Genomic DNA, 25331 nt, shown 5'->3' on the forward strand with positions numbered 1-25331 from the left:
GTTCCTTCCGTAATGGATGTTTGCAGATGCAAATATATCGGAAATGTTTGCATTTGCAAATACCCATGCGAAGCTTGGTACATGGATAACACCATCGAACAGCAACGGGCGATCTACGGCACGACTTTGGCCGAGCGTTTCGGCTCCGTGATGCAAAGTTACGCGCTATCCCAGCGTTCCCTGGCCAAGGTGCTGGGGATCAGCGCCCCGATGCTCTCACAGTTGATCGGTGGCCGGCGGATCAAGATCGGCAACCCCGCGGTCTATGGGCGCCTGGTCATGCTGGAAGCCCGGGCCACGGAGGCGGATCGGGAAGCGGTGCTGCGTGAAGTGGAGTCGGCCGACCCGGCGACGGCCACCCAGTCCGCGGTGGAGCCGCGCGAGGGCAATGCCCGGCAGGTATCGGTGGATTACCTGCGCGGCCTCGCCGACCTGTCGGTGCTACGCCAGATGGCCGATCGGGCGCGGGAGCTGGGTGCGGTGCCGCTGGCGCGGCTGCTGGATGAGACCGCCGGCCACGATCGGGGCTAGCGGCAGGTCTCCGGTTCGGCAGCGGGGGCCGGTTCGGGGAGCCTGATGATCATAAAACGCATGAAGAACTGGATCGATGGGCCGATCAGCAGCGCGTAGGCCACCGTTCCCAGACCCACCGGTCCACCCAGCAGCCAGCCGATGGCCAATACCGTGAGCTCGATGCCGGTGCGGATCAGCCGGATCGACAGGCCGGTATTCAGATGCAGTCCGGTCATCAGCCCGTCGCGCGGGCCGGCGCCGAAGTGGCTGCCGATGTACATGGCGCCACCGATCCCGTTGATGACCACACCCAACAGGAACGCGGTGATCTGCCAGCCCAGTCCGCTGATGGGCGGGATGATTGCCAGGAACAGGTCCAGCCCCAGGCCGATGACCAGCACATTGGCCACGGTACCCAGCCCCGGCCACTGCTTCAGCGGAATCCATGACACCAGCACCAACGCCCCGGTGAGAATGGCAATGGTCCCCAGGGACAGGGGCACATGGTTGGCGATGCCCAGATGCAACACGTTCCAGGGATCCACTCCCAATTGGGCGCGGATCATCAGGGCCATGGCCAGGGCGAAAAACAGCAGACCCACGATCAACGACACCAGGCGCAAGGTCAGCCGACCGGCACGCAATTGCTGGAGTGGGGAAAGATTTGTCAGGCTCATGGTCCCTTCAGGTTAGGCCCGCCAGCGCGCGCCGCCCAAAAGCCGGAGTTGCACCGGGTCACAATGTGCCCAGACACACCTCGATACCCTGTGACAGCCGCGTGAAATCCAGTGAGGTGGCTACCGGGGCGGCCTGGTCGGTTTCCGCACCCACCAGGGCCATCTGCCCTGCGTCGCGCACCGCCGGCAGGTGGATGAACAGCGCAGGCACGGCCGACCGGTAGGCACGGTAGGCCGTATGGTTGCACAGGAAACGTCCCGGATCCCGGGATAGTGCCGCTGGCAGCCCGATCTCGTGCAGCGCCTGGAGCATCGGCTCCGGGTCCAGCGTTGCACGAACCCTCTCGGGACCATCGGTTGCGATCGGGGTTGAATCGGGTCGCTGCCCGTCATTGTCGGCGATCCGCGCCTTATCCAGGTTGTAGGCCCACAGTTCCGGGGTGATCCGGGTGCGTCCGCCGGCTTCCCCCAGGCAAATCAACGCATCCGGACGGTGCTGGACCAGTGCCGCCTCAAGTGCGGGGCCGGTCCTGCTAAAGGATACCGGCAGGATTGCGGTGCTGATCCGGTGCCCGGCCAGCCGGGAGGGCAACCGTTCCAAAACCTGGGCGCTGGCGTTGATGCTGTCTTGCCCGAAGGGTTCGAAACCGGTGACCAGAATATGCATGGCATCCATTATGACGGCAAACTGTCGGGGGCGGCTGCTATGACTATAGGTGTTGCTAGCTGCCCACGCCCTGGAGGTCGATTCTTGTGCTCATCACCGTGTTCATACTGGTGATCCTGAATATTCTTGGAACGGCATTTCTTGCCCTGCTGGTCGTTCGCCGCACCGACGGGCAGGAAACGGACCAACAGGGGATCGTTGACGCGGTGCGTTCCACACACGGTGAATTGCGCCAGGATCTAGTGGCCCAGCGCTCGGAACTGCGCCAGGTGCTGAACGAAGTGCGCCAGGACAACGAACGCAAACTCGACGGGGTCCGTACCACCTTGGACGAGAAACTGGGCAGACTCACCGATTCGAATTCGGCTCGCCACCTGCAGTTGCAGACGCTGCTACGCGAGGAAATGGACAAGCTGCGTGCCGGCAACGAAGCGAAGCTTGAAAAGATGCGCGAGACCGTGGACGAGAAACTGCAGGGCACCCTGGAAAAACGCCTGGGCGAGTCCTTCGAACTGGTCAGCAAACGGTTGGAAATGGTGCAGCAGGGGCTGGGTGAAATGCAGACACTGGCCCAGGACGTCGGTGGTCTCAAACGCGTATTGACCAACGTGAAAAGCCGCGGAAGCTGGGGAGAAGTCCAGCTGGCACGCCAGTTGGAGGACATCCTGACCGCGGAGCAGTACCAGGAAAACGTGGCGGTCGTACCCTCGAGCCGCGAACGCGTGGAGTTCGCCGTGGTGCTACCGGGGCGCGAAGCCGGAACGATCTACCTGCCGATCGACTCCAAGTTCCCGCAAGAGGACTACGAACGCCTGCTTGACGCCCAGGAATCCGGGGACAAGCAGGAGACCGACAAGGCCCAGCGCGGTCTGGAGCGGGCAATTACCGAGCAGGCGAAGCTGATCGCCGGCAAGTACATCGCCCCGCCGCACACCACCGATTTTGCGATCATGTACCTGCCCACCGAAGGGCTCTTCGCCGAAGTCGTACGCCGTCCCGGACTGGCCAGTCGGTTGCAGGCCGAACACCGGGTTTTGGTTACCGGGCCGACGACCTTGATGAGCCTTCTGAATTCGCTGCAGATGGGTTTCCGCACCCTGGCCATCGAGCAGCGCAGCTCCGAGGTCTGGCAGGTGCTGGCCGCGGCGAAGCAGGAATTCCGCAAGTACGGCGATGTCTGGGACAAGCTGGGCAAACAGCTTTCCGCCGCGCAGAATACCGTCAACGAGGCAGGCACCCGAACCCGGGCGGTGGAACGCAAACTGCGTGATGTGCAGAACATCGAGGTGACACCGGGCGATCTGCTTGAATCGGTGCGCCCCGAAGCCGTTGGCTAGTCCTTCGGGTTCCGGGCGGCCTTGGCGGCCTCATGCTCGGCGTTCACACGCCAACGCTCCCGGTCATCCTCGCTCAGCTCCGTCCAGTCCGGGGCGCCGGGCATCATCAGCCCGGTCAGGTGCTTCAGGCGGCTCTCGTAGAGCGCCCGGCCGGCGAGGTCTCGTGCAGTGTTCACGGCATTGAGTATCGCGTACCGGGGACACCAGAAGCAATTGACCAGACCCGTCGAGGGCAACCTGTGCTGCATCTCATGGCGAACGGAAGCCGGCCCCCGGACGGAACAAAGGCCGTACCGGTCCATCGCGGACCAGTACGGCCTTCACCTTTCCAGGGGGGAAACCTTGTTGCTATCCGCCCACCGAATCGGTGCGGCGGGAGAGTGTCTTGATGCGTGCCGCGCTACTGATCCGTGAGGTCAGCAGCTCAATGGGTCCCTGCCGGAACCCGGAGATATTCCTCCAAAGGAGGGCCAACAGCAGTGCCGCGCCGATCTGGATCCAGAACGAGGCCACCGGGTGATTGGTGCCCAAGCCGGTGGCCAGGAACAACAGGTGGGCCGAGTACAGGGTCAGCGTCATCGAGCCGATGATGCACAGCGGCCGGAAGAACCAGCCCCAGCGTTGGCCCAGGATGAGCATGGCCGCCAACACCAGCAGGGCGATACCCAGGGTGTGGATCAGGTCGAAGACCGTAGTCGAATGCGGTGCAAGCGTGACCTGCCACCATCCCGAATCCATGGGTACATCCTCCATCGGGCCGAAGACCAGGATCTCGTCGACCTCCCCGGGGTACAGCCAATGCCGGGTCGAATGCACCAGGGCATCCTTGCCTCCCAACGGCCCGAGCAACAGGGCCGAAGTGGCCCAGGATCCTAGCCATAGCACGGCGCCGGTGATCCCCAGCCGCAACTGGCAATCCAGGGTACGCAGGTCCAGTTTGCCGACGGCCATGCCGGCGCACAGGTAGGCCATCCAGGGGATTGCCGGATACACGCCGGTGACCAGCAGCGCACTCAGGGTTGCGCCCGGATCGGAGAACAGCGTGGACAGCGACGGATCATAGGATCCCAGGCCGGGCAGCGAGTCGGAGATCAACCAGCTGAAGACAGCGCCCACGGTGGCGAATCCCAGCGCGAGAAAGGACAGGGCCCGGGCCCCGAATCCCAGCAGCGGGACAGCCAACAGGAACATGACCCCGTAGTAGGCCAGGATGATGTTGGCCGGGATATCAATCAAGGCCAGCACCATGCCAAGGGTCAGGATCAGCCCGGCGCGGGCGGCCAGCGCCGCCCGTGCTCCGGCCAATTCGACGGTACTGTGCCGTGCCGTCCTGGATCCCAGGGCCAGGCCGACCCCGGCCAGGAAGGCGAACAAGGCCGCGGAGGTGCCGGCGGCGATCCGCCAGATGAGCGTGGGCTCAAGGTCCTCGGTGGCCTGGGGCATGACGTGGATGGCGATCATGCCCAACAGGGCCAGCCCGCGCGCGGCATCGATGCCCGCAATCCGGGAGCGCCGATGTGCGCGCAGCGGCAGGTTCACTGCCGAACCGGTCGCGGCCTTCACCGTGCCAGCAATTCGACGTGGGATTCCGGCAGCAACCCGAGGCCTGCCAAATCGGCCCGTAGTTCCCGGGCCTGTTCGGCCCCCAGTTGGACCATCGGCGAACGCAACGAGGAGTCCAGGTGGCCCAGGCTGGCCAGGGCGGACTTGACCGAAGCGGCCGCCGGCGCGCGGAACATGCCGGAGTAGATCGGCAGCAACTGTTCGTGCATCGCCCGTGCCTCGGCATTTCGTCCAGCAGAATAGAGGTCCAGCAGTTCCCGCAGCCGGTCACCCACCACATGCCCGACCACCGAAACGAAGCCCACGGCGCCCAGGGACAGCCACGGCAGGTTCAACGCGTCATCGCCCGAGTACAGGGCGAGGTCAGTCTCCCGCAGCACCAGGGAGCTGGCTTCCAGATCCCCCTTGGCGTCCTTCAACGCCACGATCCGTGGATGGGCGGCCAGCTGGATCAGGGTGTCCGGCTCGATCGCCACCCCGGTGCGTCCCGGGATGTCGTAGAGCATCACCGGCAACTCGGTGCTCTCGGCAATGGACAGGAAATGCTTGACCAGGCCTTGCTGCGTGGGACGCGAATAGTAGGGGGCGACCACCAGCAGGCCGTCGGCCCCGGCGGTTGCCGCGGCCTGCGCCATGCGGATGCTGCTGGCGGTGTCCGCGGCACCGACCCCGGCGATCACGGTCCGGCCGGTTCCGTCCAGGGCGCGGCGGGCGGCGGCCACGATCCCGGCTTTTTCGGTTTCGTCGGTGGAAATCGACTCCCCGGTGGTGCCGTTGACCACGACACCGTCATTCCATCCGGGGGCGGTCAAGCGGGTGGCCAGGCGAGCCACCTCGGGCAGATCGACCGATTCGGAAATGTCGAAGGGCGTGACCATGGCGGTGAGCACACGCCCGAAATGGTTGGCGGTTTGTTCAATTTGTTGGTTCTTGGCATTCATGATGCTTCTCCCGATATCAGAAGGGATGAGTGGATCAGGGCTGGGAAATCAGGACCAGCTGCGGATGGGGTTGCCTTGCCACCGTCCGTTTTCCGGAACTTCCTCGGAACGCATGACCAGTGAGCAGGGGCCGACGGTGGCCGAGTCGCTGATCCGGCTGCCGGGCAGGATGACCCCGTTGGGGGCCAGGGTGGCGTGCGCGCCCACGGTGACCGGTTCCATGCGCATGATGCGGTCGTGGAACAGGTGGGTCTGCAAGACGGTGCCGCGGTTGACGCTGGCTCCGTCGCCGATGCTGACCAGGTCCTGCTCGGGCAGCCACCAGGTCTCGCACCAGACCCGTCGGCCGATCCGGGCACCGAGCAAGCGGAACCAGAAGTTCAGCATCGGGGTGCCCAGGCTCATCCGCACAACCCCGGCCACCGCCAGCGACTCGCTGAAGACATCGGCCAGTTCGTTCCGCCAGATGAAGGAGGTCCACAGCGGATGCTCCTCAGCCCGGAACCGTCCAACCAGAGCCCATTTGGCGACCAGGGCGATCAGCGCGGCCGTGGTGGCCGAAGCCAATAGGATCGGACCGGAGAGCAGCAGGGTCAGGCCCAGCCCGGATTGCTGGAACACCTGGGCCAGCACCCAGACGGTGGCCAGTGCCAGCCAACTGGTGATCAGCATGGGCAGCATCCGGCAGATCTCCACCAGCGTACGGGCCACCAGCAGCGCGCGTGGCGGATCGTAGGTCAGCCCGGAATCGGCCTCATCGACCGGGCGGGGCAGCTCCATGGCCGGGCGACCGAACCAGTTGGAGCGCTCGGGCATATCCCGCGGCGCCGAGGAGAGCACCGCGATCAGTGACTCACGGGGCACATCCGTATCCGGTCCGACGATGCCGGAGTTGCCCACGAAGGACTTCTCCTCGACCCGGGTGGGACCCAGGTGGATCCACCCGCCGCGGACACGTGGATGGGAAGCCAGCGAGTGGTCGGCCATGAAGGTCTGGTCTCCCAGTGCGGTCAGGTGGGGGATGGTTTCCAGTGTGGAGACCTCCGCCTGCTTTCCGACCTTCGCACCCAGCATCCGCATCCACAACGGGGTGATGATGCTCGCGTAGATCGGGTACACCGACATCAGCGTCTTGGCCAGCAACAGGTTGCTCAGCCAGGCCGCCCAGCTGGCCCGCCCATGGGCGCTGTGGTAACCGGGCCGCAGGAACCGGGCCAGGTAGCGCACCGCGAGGGCGGTCAAACCCAGGAAGAAGACCACGGTGCTGACGATGAACACCGGTGCCAGCAGTGCAAGCTGCCACAGCACCTCGCCCAATTCCGCGGTACGGTCCACCAAAGTGAACATCAGCCAACCGCCGGGCAGCACCGAGAGCATGGGCAGGAGCCCCAACAGGGCCAACGACACCATGTACAGGCCACGCACCGGGCCGCGGGATTCGGGGTGTTCGGGCAGGAAATGCTGCTGGGGCCAGTTGTCCCCGGCCTGTCCCACGTACTCCACCGGGGAACCGGCCCAGCGTTCACCGCGTGGCACCGTCCTATCGATGAAGCTGCCTGGTTCGATCTCGACACCGTTTTCCACCACGGCTCCGCCGCTCACGGTCGAGCGGGTACCGATGCGCACCCCTTCGCCAACACGGATCCGGTCGATGACCAGGACGTCGCCGTCCAGCCAATGCCCGGCCAGGTCCACCTCGTACTCGATCGAGGAATCCGTGCCGATGCTGGCCAGCCCGGTGACCGGTGGCATGGCATCCAGATGCACATCCTGGCCAATCCTGTTCCCCAGTGCCCGGGCATACCAGATGCCCAGCGGGGTGCCCATGATCGGTTCGAGCTTGCAGAAGGTGACGATCCGATCCACGGCCCACAAACGCAAGTGCACACTGCCACCACGCTGGTAGCGACCCGGTTGCACCCCGTACAGCAGGGTGCGCGCTGCCACGACGGCAAACAGCAGTCGGAAGGGCAGCGTATAAAGCACCACCCAGGCGACAAGCACCGGGACCAGTGGCGGGTTCGGAACCCACAAGGCATCCAGGAAGTTGAACAGCACCCAGCACACCAGCGCCATGCCGGTGACATACCGCAACCCGATGATGGAGTACAGGGCACCGATGACCGGCGCCTGGAACAACGCGGTCCACCAGGGGGTGGGACGGTTCTCACGGACCTCGACCTCACTCAGGCCCTGGGCATCCAGGTGCGCGGCCAGTGAACCGAGCGCCGGATGGGCGTAGACATCGGCGATCGACACCTCCGGGTGCCGGGTGCGCAGGATACCCACCAGCTGGGCGGCGGCCACGCTGGCCCCGCCCAGGGCGAAGAAGTCGCTGTCCCCGTCCAGCGGAACCGGCCCGAGCAAATCGGTCCAGATATCGGCGATCCACCCCTCGGTACCGGTCAGCGTATGCCCGGTTCCGGTGTCGTCACCGGAGTGCAGCGGCCAAGGCAGCGCCTTGCGGTCCACCTTGCCCGAGGTCTTTATCGGAAGCTCGTCCACGATCCCCAGGGCGGGGACCAACTGCGCCGGAAGCACCTCGGCCAGCCGGGTACGGTAGTCCGCCAAATCGGGGGACAACCCGGATTCCGGTACCAGGTAACCGGCCAGCACCTTGTTGCCGCTCGGGGTGGACTGCACCGCGGCGGCGGCCTGCGCCACCCCGGGCAGGGCGGCCAGGGTCTCGTCGATTTCGCCGAGTTCCACGCGGCGCCCACCCAACTTGACCTGTTCGTCGGCGCGGCCGACGAACAACAGGCCGTTGGGGTCGGCACGGACGATATCCCCACTGCGGTAGGCGCGTTCCCATCCCAGGGTGGGCATCGGGGCGTATTTCTCGGCATCCTTATCCGCATCCAGGTAGCGGCCCAGGCCCACACCGCCGATGATCAGTTCGCCTTCGTCGCCCCACGGGACCGGAGTCCCGTCCGGATCGACCACGGCCAGGTCCCAGCCGCGCAGCGGAACACCAATGGACACCGGCCCGTTTCCGTCCACGGCCGCGCCGCAGGCGATCACCGTGGCCTCGGTGGGCCCGTAGGTATTCCACACCTCGCGGGTGGGGCCGGCCAGGCGTTCGACGAGTTCCGGTGGCAGTGCCTCGCCGCCGAAGATCAGCAGCCGGATGTTCTCCAGGGTTTCGGCGGGCCACATGGCGGCCAGGGTGGGCACCGTGGAGACCACACTGATCTTGCGTTCGGTCAGCCAGTCGCCCAGATCCGCCCCGGAACGCACAATGGAGCGCGGCGCGGGAACCAGGCAGGCCCCATGGCGCCAGGCCAACCACATTTCCTCGCAGGATGCGTCAAAGGCCACCGACAGCCCGGCCATGACCCGGTCGCCGCGGGTGAGCGGGTCATGTTGCAGGAACATCTCGGCCTCGGCGTCGGCCCAGGCCGCCGCGGAACGGTGCGTGATCGCCACACCCTTGGGTTTGCCGGTGGAACCGGAGGTGAAGATGATCCACGCATCGTCATCGGGTGAGGGGACCGGGCTGTTGCCGCGGGTGCGCACCCCGTGACGATGGGTCAACGTGAGATTCTCGCCGATGACCACGCAGACCCCGGCTTCCTCCCACACCGTGCTGGCGCGTTCCTCGGGCTCATCGGCATCAACCGGTACGTAGGCGGCCCCGGCGAACAGGGTGCCGAGGATGGCGATGTACAGGTCCTTGGAGCCGGACGGGACACGAACCCCGACCCGGTCCCCGGCCCCGACGTCCATGGCCCACAGCCGTTTGGCCAGGTCCTGGACGTGCTGGCGCAGCTGCTCGTAGGTCAGCAGGCTGGATCCGTCATCGATGGCTGCCGCCGACGGGTAGATGTCCATGGTCGTGCTGATGACATCAACCAGGGTCCGTGCCGGTGCCGGTGTGGTGCTGGGAAACAGCGCCAGCCCACTGTCGAATTGCGGAGGCGGGATCGGATCCGCCTCCGGCAGGCCGGCGATGGCGCCGGCTATGTCGTCCGCTTCGGCGCTGCCCGAATGGTCTTCGGGCAGCACGGAATAAGCTCTATGAGTCAATTTTCCCCCAAGAATAATTGCTTGTTCGACCTGTGCCGGGTTCCGGATGGATCGCCCCCAGCGATCGTGTTCACCCGCGGCTCCGCCACCAGTCCTTGAGACCCACCGATCTTGCCACCGGCCCCCGTGAAAGGGGAGCGTCGTGTTCCTCGAGCCGGGGCCCGCTCCAACGCGCGCCGACTTTCCGGATCTGTGAGTCGTCTATGGAAATCATGACCAATGCCTGCCCTAAGGTCAATTGAGCCATCTTTTATTCACTTTCGGTTCGGTTTCTATTCGTCATTTTCGACATTTATTTTCGCGAATATCTTTTTGCTTCCAAGTGAGGGGCGGGTTGGAATTGTTACGAACTTATGTCGAATATTTCCTCGTTGGTCAACGGCCGTGGATGCCCGGTGCCGGTCATAGCGCGCCGTCCGATATCGACGGTAAATCTGCGAAGATGGGCATATGGGAGTACGCAACCGGATGATTGGCGTCCTGCTGTCGTGCCTGGTTGCCGGTACCGCAGGGGTGGCCGTTCCGCCACCGAATCTGGCCGTCAGCGAGGCGGGAGTGTGCGAAAGGGTGCACCGGCTCAAGCCGGAATACGCCCTGGGTTCGGGGCCGCGCCTGACCTTCGTGCTGGCCTCCGGGTACGGGCAGAGCAGGGTGACGATCACCAGTTGCCTGCGTGGGCCGCTGGGGTATGCGCAGCAGTGGCAGGCCCCGGGATTCGCCGGAAGTGCGGGCTTCGCCGCCCCGGGCCCCGTCTATACCAACTCCCTGCAGACACCCACCGGCTCCTATAGTGTCAGCGAGGCCTTTGGGCGGAGTAACCCGGGTACCACGCTCCCTTACCGGCAGCTCAAGGAAAGCTCATACTGGGGCGGGCGGCCCGGCCCGGACTTCAACCACTACTTCGAAGGCGAGGGCCGGTTTCCCGACGAGCCGCTGTGGCGGTACATGCAGGAGGGCGACTATGAGCAGGCCGCGGTGATCAACTACAACCGCCCGCCGGACATGGAGGCGGTACATGGTCGGACTTTCGCGATATTCCTGCATGCGGGAATGAGTGAAACCTGGGGTTGCATCTCCACGGATCTGGCTACCGTCAATGAATTCCTGGGTTCATCAAGGGTGGGGGACCGCATCATTATGGGGGTTGAATCCGAGCTGTTCAGGGAGGTTAATCAAGATCCCATTTAATGCTCATTATTGCCCAAATAATGACAGGGTAAGAATTATGCGGAAATTAAGTTTATCGGCTGTTGGGTATCCGGCAGTAGCAACCCTGCTCCCGGGACGCCGGGCAGATCCAAAGCAAAAGGCGGCAACTCCCTGGAGGAGTTGCCGCCTTTCAAGCGGGAGGATGGAGCCTATCCCTTGAAGCGTGCGATGGAACGGGTCAGTTCGGCTTCGGCCGCCTCGCGGCCTTCCCAGCCCTCGGCCTTAACCCACTTGCCCGGTTCCAGGTCCTTGTAGCGGGTGAAGAAGTGCTCGATCTCCTTGATCAGCCACTGGTCGACATCCTCGAGCTCCTTGATGTGGTCGAAGCGCTTGTCGGTCGGCACGCACAGCAGCTTGGCATCTCCACCACCGTCATCGGTCATGTTGAACACGCCGATGGGGCGGGCCTCGACAACCACGCCGGGGATCAGATCGACTCCCGGGATGTAGACCATGGCGTCCAGCGGATCGCCGTCCTCACCCAGGGTGTCGTCAAAGTAACCGTAATGGGTCGGGTACTGCATCGAGGTGAACAGCACGCGATCCAGGCGCAGGCGGTGGGTTTCGTGGTCGATTTCGTACTTCACACGCGATCCGGTGGGGATCTCGATGGTTACGTCGTGGCCCATTAAAAGCTCACTCCTAAACTAGTCTTAGGGTTATCCGGATCTAAGCGTATATGCCAATGACGCTCAGTTGATAAACCGCCGAAGGGAATCGCTCGCGCATGAAGGCGTCCACACGACGACTGGTGACATTGACGGCCGCGCTGGTTGCCGCCGTGGCCATGGTCATCGCCATGCTCAGTGCTCCCCGGTTCTTCACCGGTTCACCCGAGGCTTTTTTCACCCCGGCCAGTGCCTCGCTACCCGAACCGCAGCCGGCAGATGTCACCGGGCTGGACGCGGATGCACCCATGCCGGATACCGCGATCCTGACCGCGAAACTCGACGCCATCCTGGCCACCCAAGGCGACGGTACCTCCTTCAGCGCCCAGGTGCTGGACATCGACACCGGAAAGGTGCTCTATGAAAAGAACGGCCAGCAGCAGGGCACCCCGGCATCCAGCCTGAAGATCGCCACGGCGATGGCCGCGTTGGACACCCTGGGCGGGGATGCCCGGTTTGCCACCAGCGTGCTGCTGGACGGGGAGACCCTGGTCCTGCGTGGTGGCGGTGACGTGCTGCTGGGTGACGGGCCATCCGATGAGCAGGGCACTGTGGGATACGCCGGGCTGGCAACGCTGGCCGAACTCACCGCGGAGAAATTGCGGGAACGCGGTATCAACACGGTCAGCGTCTGGCTTGACGACTCCCTGTTCGGGCAGTCCCAGGTTAATCCGGCCTGGGAACAGTCCCTGTTCACCACCAACAACATCGCCCCGGTCTACCCGGTCGCGCACTATGCCGGCAGGGTGTCCGCAGCGCCGCGTGCCACCTACGAACATGACGCAGCGGCCCAGGTGCGTACGGTGTTCAGCCGTGCCCTGGCCGAGCAGACCGTCCCATCAGGATCCGCTGGCGGGACGTCCAGCCAGTCACCAGAGCAGCGTATTACCGTGGTTGAAGGCGGTCGCGGTGCCTACCAGGGCGGGGAGGAACTGGCCCAGGTACGCTCGGCGCCGCTGCGCGATCAGATCAGGCACATGCTGCTGGTCTCGGACAACTACCTGACCGAGGCCATCGGGCGACTGGTGGCGATCAACCGGCAGCTGCCACCGGAGCAGGCCGCCGTGGCGGTCCAGTCGGTTGCCGAAAAATTCGGTGCGGGGAACCTTGAGCTGCTGGACACCAGCGGCCTGGCCTCGGGAAACCGGGTTCCGCCAGCGGACCTGGCCACCCTGCTGGCGGCTGCGGCCACCAGCGGCAAACCGGAGCTGCGTGAGCTGGCCTATTCGCTGCCGATCTCCGGATACAGCGGTACCATGGCCAGCCGGCTGGACCAGGATGCCGACCGGGGACTGGTCCGCGCCAAAACCGGTTCGCTGATGGGGGTGGCCACGCTCAGCGGGGTGACCGTCACCGCGGGGGGACGGGCCGTGGCCTTCAGCATCTTCTCCTTCAACCCCGATGGGGAATTGGCCCCACACCGGCCAACCATTGACCAGGCGGTCGGCACCCTGCATGCCTGCGGCTGCCGCTAAGAACTTCAGGAGAGACTTATGAGCCAGTGGATCGACTGGGACGTGGCATTGACCACCGCCAAGGCACTGACCCCCGCCGGGCCGGGGCTGTCCCCCGGCGAGGCGGCGCGGATCGTCGCCGACCTGCGCGAGGCGGCCGACCTGGGACTGGCCAAGGCCGAACGGATCTCGGGCCTGCGGGCCTCCGGGCCGGCCGAGGTGCTGGTCGTGGACCGTGCCGGGTGGGCCAAGGCGGTCAGCCAGAACTTTGCCGCGATGATGCCGGACCTGCCCCACTCCCCACCGACCGTGCCGGTGATCGCAGGCGCCGAACTCGGTGCGGTGCTCTCCTTCCTGGCCACCCGGGTGCTAGGCCAGTTCGACCCGTACTCGGGTTCCCGGTTGCTGCTCAATGCGCCGACCATCACCCAGATCCGCGGCGAGATGAACCTGAACGCCAAGGACTTCTACCTGTGGATCGCCACCCATGAGCAAACCCACCGGTTGCAGTTCGAGGTGGCGCACTGGATCCCCGGGGTGATGCGTGAATCCCTGGCCTCGATCTTCTCCGAAGCCAACGGCAAGACCCGCACCATGGCCGAGATCGGGGAACGGATGAAGGCCCTGCGCAGCGAGGTGGGTGAACTCACCGCCATCATGTCCGTGCTGGAGGGGCACGCCATGGCGGTGATGAACGATGTCCACGACATCGCCACCATCAAGACCATCAGGCAACGCTTCGCCGCCCGCGGCCAGAACCGGGGGGCGCTGGCCACCTGGATCGGCAAGCTGCTGGGCATGGACGCCAAGGCCCGGCAATACGAGCGCGGGGAGAAGTTCGTCCGTCACATCGTGGGGCAGATCGGGTACGAGGGCTTCAACCGGATCTTCGAGGCACGCGAGAACTTCCCCACCGCCGGGGAACTGGACAACCCGGCGCAATGGGTCGCCCGGATGGCATGAGTACCGCCCTGGCCCGGGCCCGCACCGCCATTGACCGGATGGCACACGGGCAGTTCGTGCTGGTAGCGGTATCCGGGGGCGCCGACTCGCTCGCGCTGGCGGTGGCCGCCGGTGAACTGGCGCGTGCCGGGAAACTGCGTGCCGGGGCGATTATCGTCGACCACGGGTTGCAGCCGGGCAGCGACGGCATCGCCCGCACCGCTGCCGGGCAATGCCGGGCACTGGGCCTGGACCCGGTACTGCTGCGGCACGTGGAGACCGGGCCCGACGAGGCCGCCGCCCGCCGGGCCCGCTATGCGGCCTTCGAACACGCTTTGGAAGACAGCGGCGCCCAGACGGTGCTGCTGGCCCACACCCTCAACGACCAGGCCGAGCAGGTGCTGCTGGGGTTATTGCGTGGCTCCGGGACCCGATCGGTGGCCGGCATCCCGGTCCGCCGCGGGCCTTACCTGCGCCCGTTGCTGGGCATGGAACGCAGCGACATGGAACAGATCTGCACCCAGGCCGGTCTGGACTGGTGGCAGGACCCCAGCAATACCGATGTGCGCTACCGGCGCAATCGCATCCGACACCGCATCCTGCCGCTACTGGAGTCCGAGCTCGGGGCCCACCTGCCCCAGGCCCTGGCCGCCACCGCCACGCTGGCCGCCCAGGATGCCGATGCCCTGGACCAGTGGGCTGAGCGATGCTACGCCCAGCTGGGCGGTTCCAGCAGCCTCGAGCTGGCTGAGCTGGGAGAACTGCCCCTGGCCGTGTCCTCCCGGGTGCTGCGGCTGGCCGCGGCCGCGGCCGGGGGCACCACCCCCACGCGCGAGCGCACCGAGGCGCTGATGCGGCTGGCCGGCCTGGGTTATCCCAAGAGCAAATCCGCGGGACCAATCCAGCTTGAAGGCCATGTGGCCGCCTTCCGGCGGGGTCCGGTGATAGTTTTCACCCGACCCGGCTAAACACAATGCCGCGGATTGTGGCAATCTAGGTACGTACCACCCCTCGAAAATCAGGAGATCCGACGTGGATTCAAATGCGATCAAGGCCGATCTGGCCAATGTGCTGTACACCAGGGAAGAAATCCAGGCACGGATCGAAGAGCTGGCTGCGCAGATTGACAAGGACTACGCAGGTCGCGACATCCTCGTGGTGGGCGTACTCAAGGGCGCGGTCATGGTCATGGCGGATCTCTCCCGCGCACTGGAATCCCATGTGACCATGGACTGGATGGCGGTGTCCTCCTACGGTTCGGGCACCCAGTCCTCCGGCGTCGTGCGGATCCTCAAGGACCTGGATACCGACCTGATGGGCAAGCACGTGCTGATCGTCGAGGACATCATCGACTCGGGACTGACCCTGTCCTGGTTGAAGGGCAACCTGGAATCCCGTGGCCCGGCCAGCGTGGAGATCTGCACCCTGCTGCGCAAGCCGGAGGCCGCCAAGGTCAAGATCGACGTGAAGTACGTGGGTATGGAAATCCCCAACGAGTTCGTGGTCGGCTACGGTCTGGACTACGCGGAAAAGTACCGGAACCTGGACTGCATCGGCACCCTGGCCCCGCACATCTACTCCTAGGGAACCTTTTCGACGCCTTGTGCGTTGATAACCATCGATAGACAGGCGTAACCCGGACGTCGATTGATTGCGTGAGGGGGATGCGGAGGAACGGGAACCTCCGGATCGATGAAAACCAAGAAAATATTTAACAGCTGGATCATTTGGGTCCTGGTCGGTGTCACCGCGATGCTGCTGTTCCTGCCCATGCTCTTCGGGCAGAACAGTTCACAGGTGGACACCTCGGTGGGGCTGAACCAGTTGCGCTCGGGCAACGTCACCGAGGCCAAGATCTTCGACGGCGACCAGCGCGTGGACCTGTTGCTGCAGGACTCGCTGAATGTCGAGGGTGTCGACAAGGGCAAGAACATCTCGTTCTACTACTCGGTGGCCCGCAGCGAGCAGGTCATCGATGCGATGAACGCCGCGCAGCTGAACAAATTCACCGACCAGCCGGTGCAAAACAACTGGTTCCTGTCGATGCTGGGCATCATCATCCCGTTCCTGCTGATTGCCGGCCTGTTCTGGTTCATCCTCGCCCGTTCCCAGGGCGGCGGCTCCAAGGTCATGCAGTTCGGCAAGTCCAAGGCCAAGCTGATCACCAAGGACATGCCCCAGGTGACCTTCAAGGACGTTGCCGGCGCCGAGGAGGCGGTGGAGGAACTGCACGAAATCAAGGAATTCCTGCAGGAACCGGCCAAGTTCCAGGCCGTGGGCGCAAAGATCCCCAAGGGTGTGCTGCTCTACGGCCCTCCCGGGACCGGCAAGACCCTGCTGGCCAAGGCCGTGGCCGGCGAGGCCCAGGTGCCCTTCTACTCGATTTCCGGTTCGGATTTCGTCGAGATGTTCGTCGGCGTGGGCGCCTCGCGTGTGCGAGACCTCTTCGAACAGGCCAAGAACAACTCCCCGGCCATCATCTTCGTCGACGAGATCGACGCGGTCGGCCGCCACCGTGGTGCCGGCATTGGCGGGGGCAACGACGAGCGCGAGCAGACGCTGAACCAGCTGCTGGTGGAAATGGACGGCTTCGACGCCACCACCAACGTGATCCTGATTGCCGCGACCAACCGTCCCGACGTGCTGGACCCGGCCCTGCTGCGCCCCGGACGTTTCGACCGCCAGATCCCGGTGGAGGCACCGGATCTGAAGGGACGCGAACAGATCCTGAAGGTCCACGTCAAGGGCAAGCCGGTGGACGAATCGGTGGACCTGAACGCGGTGGCCAAGAAGACCCCGGGCTACACCGGCGCGGACCTGGCCAACGTGCTGAACGAAGCGGCCCTGCTCACCGCGCGCTCCAACGCGAACCTGATCGACGACCGGGCGCTGGATGAGGCGATCGACCGTGTCATGGCCGGCCCGCAGAAGCGCACCCGGCTGATGGACGAGCACGAACGCAAGGTCACCGCCTACCACGAGGGCGGCCATGCGCTGGTGGCCGCGGCGATGAACCAGACCGCACCGGTCACCAAGATCACCATCCTGCCGCGCGGCCGCGCGCTGGGCTACACCATGGTGGTGCCCGAGTCCGACAAGTACTCGGTAACCCGCAACGAGCTGCTGGACCAGATGGCCTACGCCATGGGCGGACGCGTCGCCGAGGAGATCGTCTTCCACGACCCCTCCACCGGTGCCAGCAACGACATCGAGAAGGCCACCGCGACCGCCCGCAAGATGGTCACCGAATACGGCATGAGCGAAAAGGTCGGCGCGGTGCGCTTGACCGGCAGCGGCGGCGAGGGTCCCTACGGCGGGGCCTCCAGCCGCGAGTACTCCGAGGAAATGGCCCACCTGGTCGACGAGGAGGTGCGCAAGCTGATCGAGCAGGCGCACGATGACGCCTACTGGGCGCTGACCCACAACCGTCCGGTACTGGACCGCCTGGCCCTGGCCCTGCTGGAACACGAGACGCTGAACCAGAAGGAAATCGCGGAGATCTTCGCGGACCTGGTCAAGATCGACAAGCGTGAGGTGTGGTTGTCCAACGACGCCCGCCCGGTCCATGAACAGGGGCCGATCCTCAGCCCCAAGGAACGTGCCGCGCGGGCCAGCGACTGACGGAGCGCGCACCTACGGCCAGGAGCTGCGCTTCTGGCCGTTTGCGCGTTTCCGCCCACGCGCAACGGGCGGATCGCAATGCTGTTGTGACCTTTCAATACGTGGCCGGACAGGCCGAGCGGATAGGATCTAGAGCGTGAGTAGTTCCGAGACCAATGAAATCGACCAGCCCCGAATTGCGGCGGCGGTCCGTGAAATCCTGCTGGCCATCGGGGAGGACCCCGATCGTGACGGCCTGGCCGACACCCCCAAACGGGTCGCCAAGGCCTATTCCGAGTTCTTTGGCGGGCTGAAGCAGGACCCCGCAGACCATTTGAGTACCACCTTCGACATCGAACATGACGAGATGGTGCTGGTCAAGGACATCCCCTTCTACTCCACCTGCGAACACCACCTGGTCCCATTCCACGGTTCGGCCCACATCGGCTACATCCCCGGCAAATCCGGCAAGGTCACCGGGCTGAGCAAACTGGCCCGGCTGGTCGAGGTCTTCGCCCGGCGCCCACAGGTCCAGGAACGGCTGACCACCCAGATCGTCGATGCGCTGGTTGAGCACCTGAATCCTGCCGGGGCGATCGTGGTCGTGCAATGCGAGCACATGTGCATGTCCATGCGCGGAGTGCAGAAACCCGGAGCGAAAACCGTCACCAGTGCGGTGCGCGGCCAGTTACGTGAAACCGCTACTCGCGCCGAAGCGATGAGCCTGATCTTAGGAAAGTAGTGAAATGTCTCTAGGAGCCATCCCGGGCACCGGCCCGGCCACCAGCCCGCTAAGCGTCATCCGCAAGATTAAGCCAAAGACCTTCGCGGACCTTCCCACCGATCGCACCCTGGTCATGGGAATCCTGAACATCACCGAGGATTCCTTCTCCGACGGCGGCAAGTACCTGGATTCCGGGGCCGCGATCGACCACGGGCTGAAGCTGTTGTACTCCGGTGCCGACATCATCGATGTGGGCGGCGAATCCACCCGCCCCGGCGCACTCGATGTGGACCCGGCACTGGAGCAGGAACGGATCCTTCCGGTCGTTCGCGCCCTGGTCAAGGGCGGCGCGGTTGTCTCGGTGGACACCATGCATGTGGACACCGCACGTGCGGCCATCGAGGCCGGTGCCCACATCATCAACGACGTCTCCGGACTGACCTACGAAGCGGGCATGCCCGAGCTGATTGCCGAAACCGGGGTGCCCTACGTGCTGATGCACCGCCGCGGCACCGCGCAGACCATGGTCACCGAGGCCAACTACACCGATGTGCTGGCCGAGGTGCTCCAGGAACTGCGCCAGCTGCGTGACGAGTTCGTGGCCAAGGGTGTCAAACCCGAACAGCTGATCATCGATCCGGGGCTGGGCTTCGCCAAGGACGCCGAACACAACTGGGCGCTGCTGGCCAACACCCACGCGCTGGAAGCACTGGGCCACAAGGTGCTGATCGGCACCAGCCGCAAGCGCTTCCTGGGCGAACTGCTCACCGATTCGGGCAAACCCCGCCCGGCTGCAACCCGTGATGCGGCCACCGCAGCAACCACCACACTGGCCGCCTCGAACGGGGTGTGGGCTGTGCGTGTACACGACGTGCAGGGCAGCCGGGATGCCATCGAGGTAGTGAAGGCGCATGGATCGCATTAGCATCCACGGCATCACCGCCACAGGTTTCCACGGGGTCTTCGACCACGAGAAGCGCGACGGGCAGCCGTTCACCGTCGACGTGGTGCTGCACACGGACATCACCCGGGCGGCCTACAGCGACAATGTGGCCGACACCGTGGACTACGGGGCGGTCAGCGAGCTGGTGGTCGCCCAGATCCAGGACGGGCCCTGGGATCTGATCGAGAAGCTCGCCAGCAGGATTGCCGAGGCGATCCTGGCCAGCTACCCCAGCGTGGCCACGGTCGATGTCACCGTGCACAAGCCGCAGGCCCCGATTCCGGTGCCCTTCGACGATGTCACGATCGGCATCACCCGCAGCCAACGGCAGCACCGCGCGGTCATCGCCCTGGGGTCGAACCTGGGCGACTCCGGGCAGATCCTGGCCACTGCGGTGTCCGAGATCGCCGAGGCCCCCGAAGTGGAATTGCTGCGCACCTCGCCGGTGGCGCGAACCAAGCCCGTGGGCGGACCGGCGGACCAACCGGACTTCCTGAACCAGGTGCTGGAGGTGCACACCACCCTGGACCCGCATGCGCTGCTTGACCTGTGCCAGCGCATCGAGAACAACCACCACCGCACCCGAGAGGTGCGCTGGGGTGCCCGCACCCTGGACCTGGACCTGATCACCTTCGGCAACCGGGTGATCGAGGATGAACGGCTTTCCTTGCCGCATCCGCGGGCCCGCACCCGCGGCTTCGTGCTGGCCCCATGGAGCTGGATGGACCCGGATGCGGTACTCGACGGCCAGCTGGTCTCCCGGCTGGCCGAAGAAGCCGCAGACACCCCGGACATCACGCGACTATGACCGCCCTGCGATTCCTACCCCTGGCCCTGTGCACCGTGGCCGGTGCGGTCATCGGCTATGTGCTGATGCTCGTGATGAGCGGTCGCGGACTCATGGCACCGGTCCTGGACTACAGCGCGCTGTTCTCCATGGGCGCGGTCTCGGTGATCACCCTCGCGTTGGGGATCAGGGTCAAGAGATTCACCTCCGGACGTACAAAGCACCGGGTGGAACCGATCGCCGCGGCCCGTATCCTGGTGCTGGCCCAGGCCGGCGCCTACGCCGGCGCCGTGATCTGCGGCTGGCACCTGAGCCTGATGTCCGCCTTGCTGGCCGCCACCGGTCCGAGCCCGACCGCCACCCGGGCTATCGTACTGGCGTGCGCCGGGGGGCTCATGGTGATCATCGGATTCATCGTCCAGTACCTGTGCAAGCTGCCACCCGAAGACACCGATGAGAACACCGACGGAGCCCAAGGCTATGCAACAGACTGAATTCACCGGCGTTGACCCGTCCTACTACAAGGTCAGGCTGATTTCCTGGCTCATTAATACCGCCATCTACCTGCTGATCGCGCTGGTTCCGCTGGCGCTGAAGCTCTTCACCCTCGACGTGCCGCTGTGGCTGGTCATCCTCCCGCCCCTGACGGTGATCCTCATCGCGCTGTGGGTGCTGTTCCTGATCCGCCGCCGGGTGCGTGCGTTGGGTTATGCCGAACGCGAGGAGGACCTGGTGGTCCGCTCCGGGGTGATGTTCCGCAAGCAGGTGGTGATCCCGTACGGCAGGTTGCAGTATGTGGAAATGACCTCCGGCCCGCTGGAACGACGCTATCAACTGTGCAAGTTGACGGTGAATACCGCTGCCGGCGCAGCGACCGCGGTGATCCCCGGGTTGCCTGCGCAGACCGGTACGGACCTGCGTGAACGGCTGGCCGCCGCCGGTGAAGAGAAGATGATCGGGCTATGACCGAAAACTGGCAGCGGGTCCACCCGGCCAGTCCGTTCGTCCACGGATGGCTGGCCATTGTGGGCCTGATCTGGGTGTACTGGACCAGCACCGATGAGTTGTCCTGGTCCGAACGCTTTGCCGGTCCCCGGCTGGGGTGGACCGCGGCCATCGGTGTCGGCGCGCTGCTGGTGATCCTCGTGTTCTACGCGTTGTCCTGGTACTTCACCCGTTATCGCCTGACCGACACGCACGTCTACGTCAACGCCGGCATGCTTTTCCGCAGCCAGAAGCAGGCCAGGATCGAACGGGTGCAGGCCATCGATATCGCCCAACCGCTACTGGCCCGGCTGCTGGGCCTGGCCGAACTGCGTTTTGATGTGGCCGATGGCTCCTCTTCGGTGATGCGCCTGGCGTTCCTGAAAAAGGAGCGGGCCCATCAACTGCGTGGTGAGATCCTGACACTGGCCCAGATCGCACGCACCGGCACCGCGCAGCCGCCAGCGGAAGTGCTGGCGCAGGAGCCGGAGCAGGACACGCTGCCCGAGGAGGAGCCTGCACGGCACCCGGAAGCGGTCGCGGGTGCCAGCGGGCAGCTGATTGTCTCCAAGGTGCCGGCCGGCCGGTTGCTCGGTTCGCTGATGCTGCGGGTGCCGACGATCCTCGGGGTGCTGTTCGCCCTGTTCTTCGGGATCATGGTGGTGCTGGGCAACGCCGGAGCGCTGGCCGGCGTGATCCCCGCGTTGTTGGGCTTCGGCGGCTGGTTCTACAAGGAACTGAACAACTCCTGGAATTTCACTGCCTCCAATACCGACACCGGGTTGCGCATCAGCCGGGGGTTGACCGACACCCGCCAACAGTCCATACCCTCCGGCCGGGTGCAGGCGATCAAGATCAGTGCGCCGATGCTGTGGAGGGCCCTGGGCTGGTACCGGATCGAGGTCAATGCCCTGGGGCTGGGTGACGAATCGGATTCCGAAACCCTGGTCATGCCGGTGGGCAACTTCGAATCGGTGTGCCAGGTGATGGGTATCCTGTTGCCCGACCTGGGTGTGCCGGCCCAACGCGAGGTGCTGTACACGGCGGTCACCACCGGTACCCAGCACGGATTCACGTCGTCGTCACAGCGGGCCAAGGCGTTTTCCCCCGGCGCCTGGAAACACCAGGGATTCCTGGAGACGGACTCCGTGCTCATCACCCGCTACGGGTGGCTGGCGCGTGTGGCCTCATTCATCCCGTACCGGCGTATCCAGGGGGTCAGCTGGCATCAGGGGCCGTTGGAACGCCGCCGGGCGTTGGCCGGGGTGCGCGTGCACTCGGCCGGCGGCAGCATTCTGGGCTATGCCCATCAACTTGACCATGACCGGGCCGGGGAGCTCTTCCGAACCCAGGCCCGTCGAGCGGCCGAAAGGTAGGACGTGGACGCTCCACGATTAGGTATCGGCATTATTTCCGCCGGAAAGGTCGGTGCCGTGCTCGGTGCCGCGCTGGCTACCGCAGGGCACCGGATTACCGGGGTGCATGCGGTGTCCGCGGCCTCCCGCGAACGTGCCGAAACAATGCTTCCCGGGGTGGAGATCCTGGCCCCCGACGAAATCCTGCGCCGCAGTGAACTGGTGCTCTTTGCGGTACCCGATGACGTGCTCGGTGAACTGGTGGCCGGATTGGCCGCGTCGGGACATTTTGTGACCGGGCAGCTGGTGGCGCATACCGCAGGACGCTATGGCACCGGAATCCTGGAACCGATCCGCCGTGCCGGGGCCTTCCCGTTGGCGATCCACCCCGCGATGACCTTCACCGGGATGAGTCTGGACCTGGATCGGCTGACCGATTGCGTCTTCGCGGTCACCGCCGATGAAGCAATGCTTCCGGTGGCCCAGGCATTGGTGGTGGAGATGCGCGGTGAACCGGTGACCATCGCCGAAGCCGACCGCACCAGCTACCATGCGGCCTTGGCCCACGGGGCCAACCATCTGAACACGATCACGGCGCAATCCATGGACTTGCTTCACCGCATCGGGGTCAAGGATCCCGGGGCGACCTTGCGCGCACTGATGAGCGCCAGTCTGGATAACGCCCTGCGCTCCGGAGCCAGCCTGTTGACCGGCCCGGTGGCCCGGGGCGATGCCGGAACCCTGCGCGCCCATCTGGAATCCCTGGAAGACGACCCGCAGGAAACCGCAGACAGCTACCGCACGCTCTCACGGGCCACGGCCTTGCGCGCCAGGGCCCAGGGATTGATCTCGCAGGGCACACTGGATGAACTGCTGGACATCCTAGAATAGGGGTGTGAAAACCCCGAAAGTCATCACCACCCGTGCCGATCTGAAATCCGCCATCCGTGAGGCGAATCCCGCCTCCCTGGGGTTCGTACCCACAATGGGGGCGCTGCACTCCGGTCATGGCCAGCTCTTCGCCCAGGCGAGGGCCGAGAACGAGCTGGTAGTCATCTCGGTCTTCGTCAATGAGCTGCAATTTAACGATGTCGAAGACTACCGGCGTTATCCGCGAACTTTGCAAGCGGATCTCGAGGTAGCCCGGGCAGCCGGAGTCGATCTGGTCTTTGCCCCGGAACCCGAGGAGATCTACCATGCGGGCAAGCCGCTGATCAGACTCGATACCGGTGAGCTGGGGTCCCTCTACGAAGGGGCGTCGCGTCCTGGGCACTTCGATGGAATGCTGGCCGTGGTCTCCAAGCTCCTGCACCTGGCCGACCCGGGCCGCGGGGACTACCGCGCCTATTTCGGGCAAAAGGACGCCCAGCAGCTGATGCTGATCCGCCGAATGGTCGCGGATCTGGACTATCCGGTCCAGATCCGGGCGGTGCCCATCGTCCGCACCGAGAACGGGCTGGCGCTATCCAGTCGCAATGCATTGCTCAGCGATGAGCAGCAGGCCTCGGCGCTGGTGATTCACCGGGCCATCGAATTGATTGCCGGGCGGGCAGCGCGAAATGAGCCGCTACACCTGGACGATGCCGTCGGTTTATTCCAGATGGAGCCCGATGTCGAGCTGGACTACTTCGTGGTCGTCGACCCCGACACCCTGCAGGAATTGGCATTCAACTGCCAGGACACCCCGTTCACGGGAGAGGGCTTGATCCTTGTGGCGGCAGTCGTTGGCGGCGTGCGCTTGATCGACAACCAGCCGATCTAGGCGAATCGGCGGGCGGCGTCCGCGAGGATGGCCCGGTAGCCGGCCAGATCTTCCATGATCTGCGCGGCACTTTGTTCCTCATGGCTGAAGGCCACCGCCTGGCCGGCATAGAACGGGGCCATCTGCACATCGGCTTCGGTGCGTGCCCGCACCATTCGCTGCCTCAGGGCCTCGTCCGCGACCGACTCCAGTTCTTCGATCCGGTGTGCCCACTGGTCCGAGAAATCGTTGGCCAGCGCCCGGCCCCCGAATTCCGGTGCCCAGGGAATTTGCTGCGCGATATCGAAGGCCCGGGTGTAAACGGTGTCATCCAGTCCTGCGGCGTTGATCGCGACCTTGATATTCCGATGCCCGGTGGCTTCGCTGGCGGTGACAAACCGGGTGCCGACCCAGACGGCTTGGGCCCCGCCGGCCAGTGCGGCCGCTACACCATGGGCGGTTCCGATACCACCAGCGGCAATGACCGGTTTGCGGGTGCTGGAAACAGCCAATTGCAATAGCGGCAGTGTGCCCGCCTCGTTGCGTCCATGCCCACCGCCTTCGGCTCCCCGGCAGACCACCAGATCAATGTCGTCCTGCAACGCCCGGCGAAGATCAGCCGTGTTGCCCACCTGCATAGCGGTCAAGGCGCCGGCTTCGCGGGCCAGGGCAGCGGCACGGGTGGGATCACCGAAGCTGATGGCCACCACCGCAGGCCCGTGCGACAGGAACGCCTCGACCGGTTCAGGATTATCCTCGACGGCCCAACCCATGAAACCGACGCCCCACGGCGTGGATAGGCTCTTCACCTCTTCCAGCTGCTGGTCGATCCACTGCTCGGCAGGACTGGAGGGAACACCGATCATGCCCACCCCGCCAGCCCGCGACACGGCGGCAGCCAGAAGCCCTCCGGCCGCACCGGCCATTGAGGCATTGAATATCGGTAATTGGCAACCAAGAAGGGTCCGTAAATCACTCATGAAAACACCATATTCCAGCCAGCCAATGATGTAACGCAGAACACGGCTATTCGATTTGCGTGCGGGCCGGAACCTGCGTATAGTTTTTCTTTGTTGCCAGGGAGGAACACGCCGCGGAAGCGGGATGTTCACCTGGTAGCCAAGACCTCTTTCCTTGCAGGTCACCAAGGGTTCGGATCGAATTTGATTCGGGTTCACGGTGTGGTAGGGTTGGAAAGTT

24 protein-coding genes are annotated in these 25331 nt (G+C 64.9%); 16 read left to right on the forward strand and 8 right to left on the reverse strand.

What is annotated here, in order from left to right:
* The first annotated feature begins 81 nt into the window (after window positions 1–81).
* Window positions 82–531, forward strand: a complete 450-nt coding sequence (locus tag OK351_RS14550; RefSeq protein WP_265160334.1) for a hypothetical protein — start codon at window positions 82–84, stop codon at window positions 529–531.
* On the opposite strand, the gene OK351_RS14555 is transcribed toward OK351_RS14550, so the two are convergent.
* Together OK351_RS14555 and OK351_RS14560 are read right to left on the reverse strand one after the other, a co-directional pair.
* Window positions 528–1190: a membrane protein YczE gene (locus OK351_RS14555; RefSeq protein ID WP_265160337.1), complete on the reverse strand. Its 663-nt coding sequence runs from the start codon at window positions 1188–1190 to the stop codon at window positions 528–530. The two genes, OK351_RS14550 and OK351_RS14555, sit on opposite strands and share 4 nt — an antisense overlap.
* A gap of 58 nt (window positions 1191–1248) precedes the next feature.
* On the reverse strand, window positions 1249–1857 hold the full coding sequence (locus OK351_RS14560; RefSeq protein WP_265160339.1) for a pyroglutamyl-peptidase I: 609 nt from the start codon (window positions 1855–1857) through the stop codon (window positions 1249–1251).
* Window positions 1858–1943: 86 nt separating this feature from the next.
* Here OK351_RS14560 and OK351_RS14565 point away from each other — a divergent pair, with 86 nt between their 5' ends.
* Entirely contained in the window at window positions 1944–3194 is a 1251-nt protein-coding gene (locus OK351_RS14565) for a DNA recombination protein RmuC (protein WP_265160341.1), read from the forward strand.
* Here OK351_RS14565 and OK351_RS14570 read toward each other — a convergent pair.
* From OK351_RS14570 to OK351_RS14585, 4 genes are all read right to left on the reverse strand, one after another.
* Window positions 3191–3370 (reverse strand): hypothetical protein, encoded by a 180-nt coding sequence (locus tag OK351_RS14570; protein WP_265160343.1) that lies wholly within the window; start codon window positions 3368–3370, stop codon window positions 3191–3193. The genes OK351_RS14565 and OK351_RS14570 overlap by 4 nt on opposite strands.
* Before the next feature lie 172 nt (window positions 3371–3542).
* Window positions 3543–4757: a DUF1624 domain-containing protein gene (locus OK351_RS14575; RefSeq protein ID WP_265160346.1), complete on the reverse strand. Its 1215-nt coding sequence runs from the start codon at window positions 4755–4757 to the stop codon at window positions 3543–3545.
* A complete protein-coding gene (dapA, locus tag OK351_RS14580; RefSeq protein WP_265160348.1) occupies window positions 4754–5698 on the reverse strand; it encodes a 4-hydroxy-tetrahydrodipicolinate synthase in 945 nt (314 codons plus the stop codon). Before dapA ends, OK351_RS14575 begins: the two co-directional genes overlap by 4 nt.
* A gap of 48 nt (window positions 5699–5746) precedes the next feature.
* Window positions 5747–9724: a Pls/PosA family non-ribosomal peptide synthetase gene (locus OK351_RS14585; protein ID WP_265160351.1), complete on the reverse strand. Its 3978-nt coding sequence runs from the start codon at window positions 9722–9724 to the stop codon at window positions 5747–5749.
* A gap of 450 nt (window positions 9725–10174) precedes the next feature.
* Between OK351_RS14585 and OK351_RS14590 the strand changes: the two genes are divergently transcribed.
* Window positions 10175–10912 carry a hypothetical protein gene (locus tag OK351_RS14590; RefSeq protein WP_265160353.1) on the forward strand — a complete coding sequence of 246 codons (738 nt, stop codon included), beginning with the start codon at window positions 10175–10177 and terminating at the stop codon, window positions 10910–10912.
* A gap of 170 nt (window positions 10913–11082) precedes the next feature.
* Here the strand turns inward: OK351_RS14590 and OK351_RS14595 are convergent, their stop codons facing one another.
* Window positions 11083–11562, reverse strand: coding sequence for an inorganic diphosphatase (locus OK351_RS14595; RefSeq protein ID WP_265160355.1), 480 nt, complete (start codon window positions 11560–11562; stop codon window positions 11083–11085).
* A gap of 98 nt (window positions 11563–11660) precedes the next feature.
* On the opposite strand from OK351_RS14595, the gene OK351_RS14600 reads away from it, so the two are divergent.
* The 13 genes from OK351_RS14600 to panC all read left to right on the forward strand — a co-directional run bounded on the left by OK351_RS14600 (window position 11661) and on the right by panC (window position 24152).
* Window positions 11661–13076 (forward strand): D-alanyl-D-alanine carboxypeptidase/D-alanyl-D-alanine-endopeptidase, encoded by a 1416-nt coding sequence (locus OK351_RS14600; RefSeq protein ID WP_265160357.1) that lies wholly within the window; start codon window positions 11661–11663, stop codon window positions 13074–13076.
* 18 nt (window positions 13077–13094) lie between these two features.
* A complete protein-coding gene (locus OK351_RS14605) occupies window positions 13095–14018 on the forward strand; it encodes a zinc-dependent metalloprotease (protein ID WP_265160359.1) in 924 nt (307 codons plus the stop codon).
* Complete coding sequence (tilS, locus tag OK351_RS14610) at window positions 14015–14965, forward strand: tRNA lysidine(34) synthetase TilS (RefSeq protein WP_265160362.1); 951 nt, start codon at window positions 14015–14017, stop codon at window positions 14963–14965. The genes OK351_RS14605 and tilS overlap by 4 nt, the downstream gene beginning before the upstream one ends.
* Before the next feature lie 64 nt (window positions 14966–15029).
* Window positions 15030–15581 carry a hypoxanthine phosphoribosyltransferase gene (gene hpt / locus OK351_RS14615; RefSeq protein WP_265160365.1) on the forward strand — a complete coding sequence of 184 codons (552 nt, stop codon included), beginning with the start codon at window positions 15030–15032 and terminating at the stop codon, window positions 15579–15581.
* Between the two features lie 108 nt (window positions 15582–15689).
* Window positions 15690–17618, forward strand: a complete 1929-nt coding sequence (gene ftsH / locus OK351_RS14620; protein ID WP_265160368.1) for an ATP-dependent zinc metalloprotease FtsH — start codon at window positions 15690–15692, stop codon at window positions 17616–17618.
* Window positions 17619–17754: 136 nt separating this feature from the next.
* Window positions 17755–18339, forward strand: coding sequence for a GTP cyclohydrolase I FolE (folE, locus tag OK351_RS14625; protein ID WP_265160370.1), 585 nt, complete (start codon window positions 17755–17757; stop codon window positions 18337–18339).
* A gap of 4 nt (window positions 18340–18343) precedes the next feature.
* Window positions 18344–19246: a dihydropteroate synthase gene (folP, locus tag OK351_RS14630; RefSeq protein ID WP_265160373.1), complete on the forward strand. Its 903-nt coding sequence runs from the start codon at window positions 18344–18346 to the stop codon at window positions 19244–19246.
* Entirely contained in the window at window positions 19233–20072 is an 840-nt protein-coding gene (gene folK / locus OK351_RS14635) for a 2-amino-4-hydroxy-6-hydroxymethyldihydropteridine diphosphokinase (RefSeq protein ID WP_265160376.1), read from the forward strand. Before folP ends, folK begins: the two co-directional genes overlap by 14 nt.
* On the forward strand, window positions 20069–20545 hold the full coding sequence (locus OK351_RS14640) for a DUF3180 domain-containing protein (protein ID WP_265160379.1): 477 nt from the start codon (window positions 20069–20071) through the stop codon (window positions 20543–20545). Before folK ends, OK351_RS14640 begins: the two co-directional genes overlap by 4 nt.
* Window positions 20532–21017 (forward strand): PH domain-containing protein, encoded by a 486-nt coding sequence (locus OK351_RS14645; RefSeq protein ID WP_265160381.1) that lies wholly within the window; start codon window positions 20532–20534, stop codon window positions 21015–21017. Before OK351_RS14640 ends, OK351_RS14645 begins: the two co-directional genes overlap by 14 nt.
* Window positions 21014–22411, forward strand: coding sequence for a PH domain-containing protein (locus tag OK351_RS14650; protein WP_265160384.1), 1398 nt, complete (start codon window positions 21014–21016; stop codon window positions 22409–22411). The genes OK351_RS14645 and OK351_RS14650 overlap by 4 nt, the downstream gene beginning before the upstream one ends.
* A gap of 3 nt (window positions 22412–22414) precedes the next feature.
* Window positions 22415–23281, forward strand: a complete 867-nt coding sequence (locus OK351_RS14655) for a Rossmann-like and DUF2520 domain-containing protein (protein ID WP_265160387.1) — start codon at window positions 22415–22417, stop codon at window positions 23279–23281.
* A 4-nt stretch (window positions 23282–23285) separates the two neighbouring features.
* Window positions 23286–24152, forward strand: a complete 867-nt coding sequence (gene panC / locus OK351_RS14660; RefSeq protein WP_265160390.1) for a pantoate--beta-alanine ligase — start codon at window positions 23286–23288, stop codon at window positions 24150–24152.
* Here panC and OK351_RS14665 read toward each other — a convergent pair.
* Window positions 24149–25057 (reverse strand): NAD(P)H-dependent flavin oxidoreductase, encoded by a 909-nt coding sequence (locus tag OK351_RS14665; RefSeq protein WP_265160392.1) that lies wholly within the window; start codon window positions 25055–25057, stop codon window positions 24149–24151. The two genes, panC and OK351_RS14665, sit on opposite strands and share 4 nt — an antisense overlap.
* Window positions 25058–25331 lie beyond the last annotated feature (274 nt).

This window comes from Glutamicibacter sp. MNS18, from assembly GCF_026107515.2.
GTDB lineage: Bacteria > Actinomycetota > Actinomycetes > Actinomycetales > Micrococcaceae > Glutamicibacter.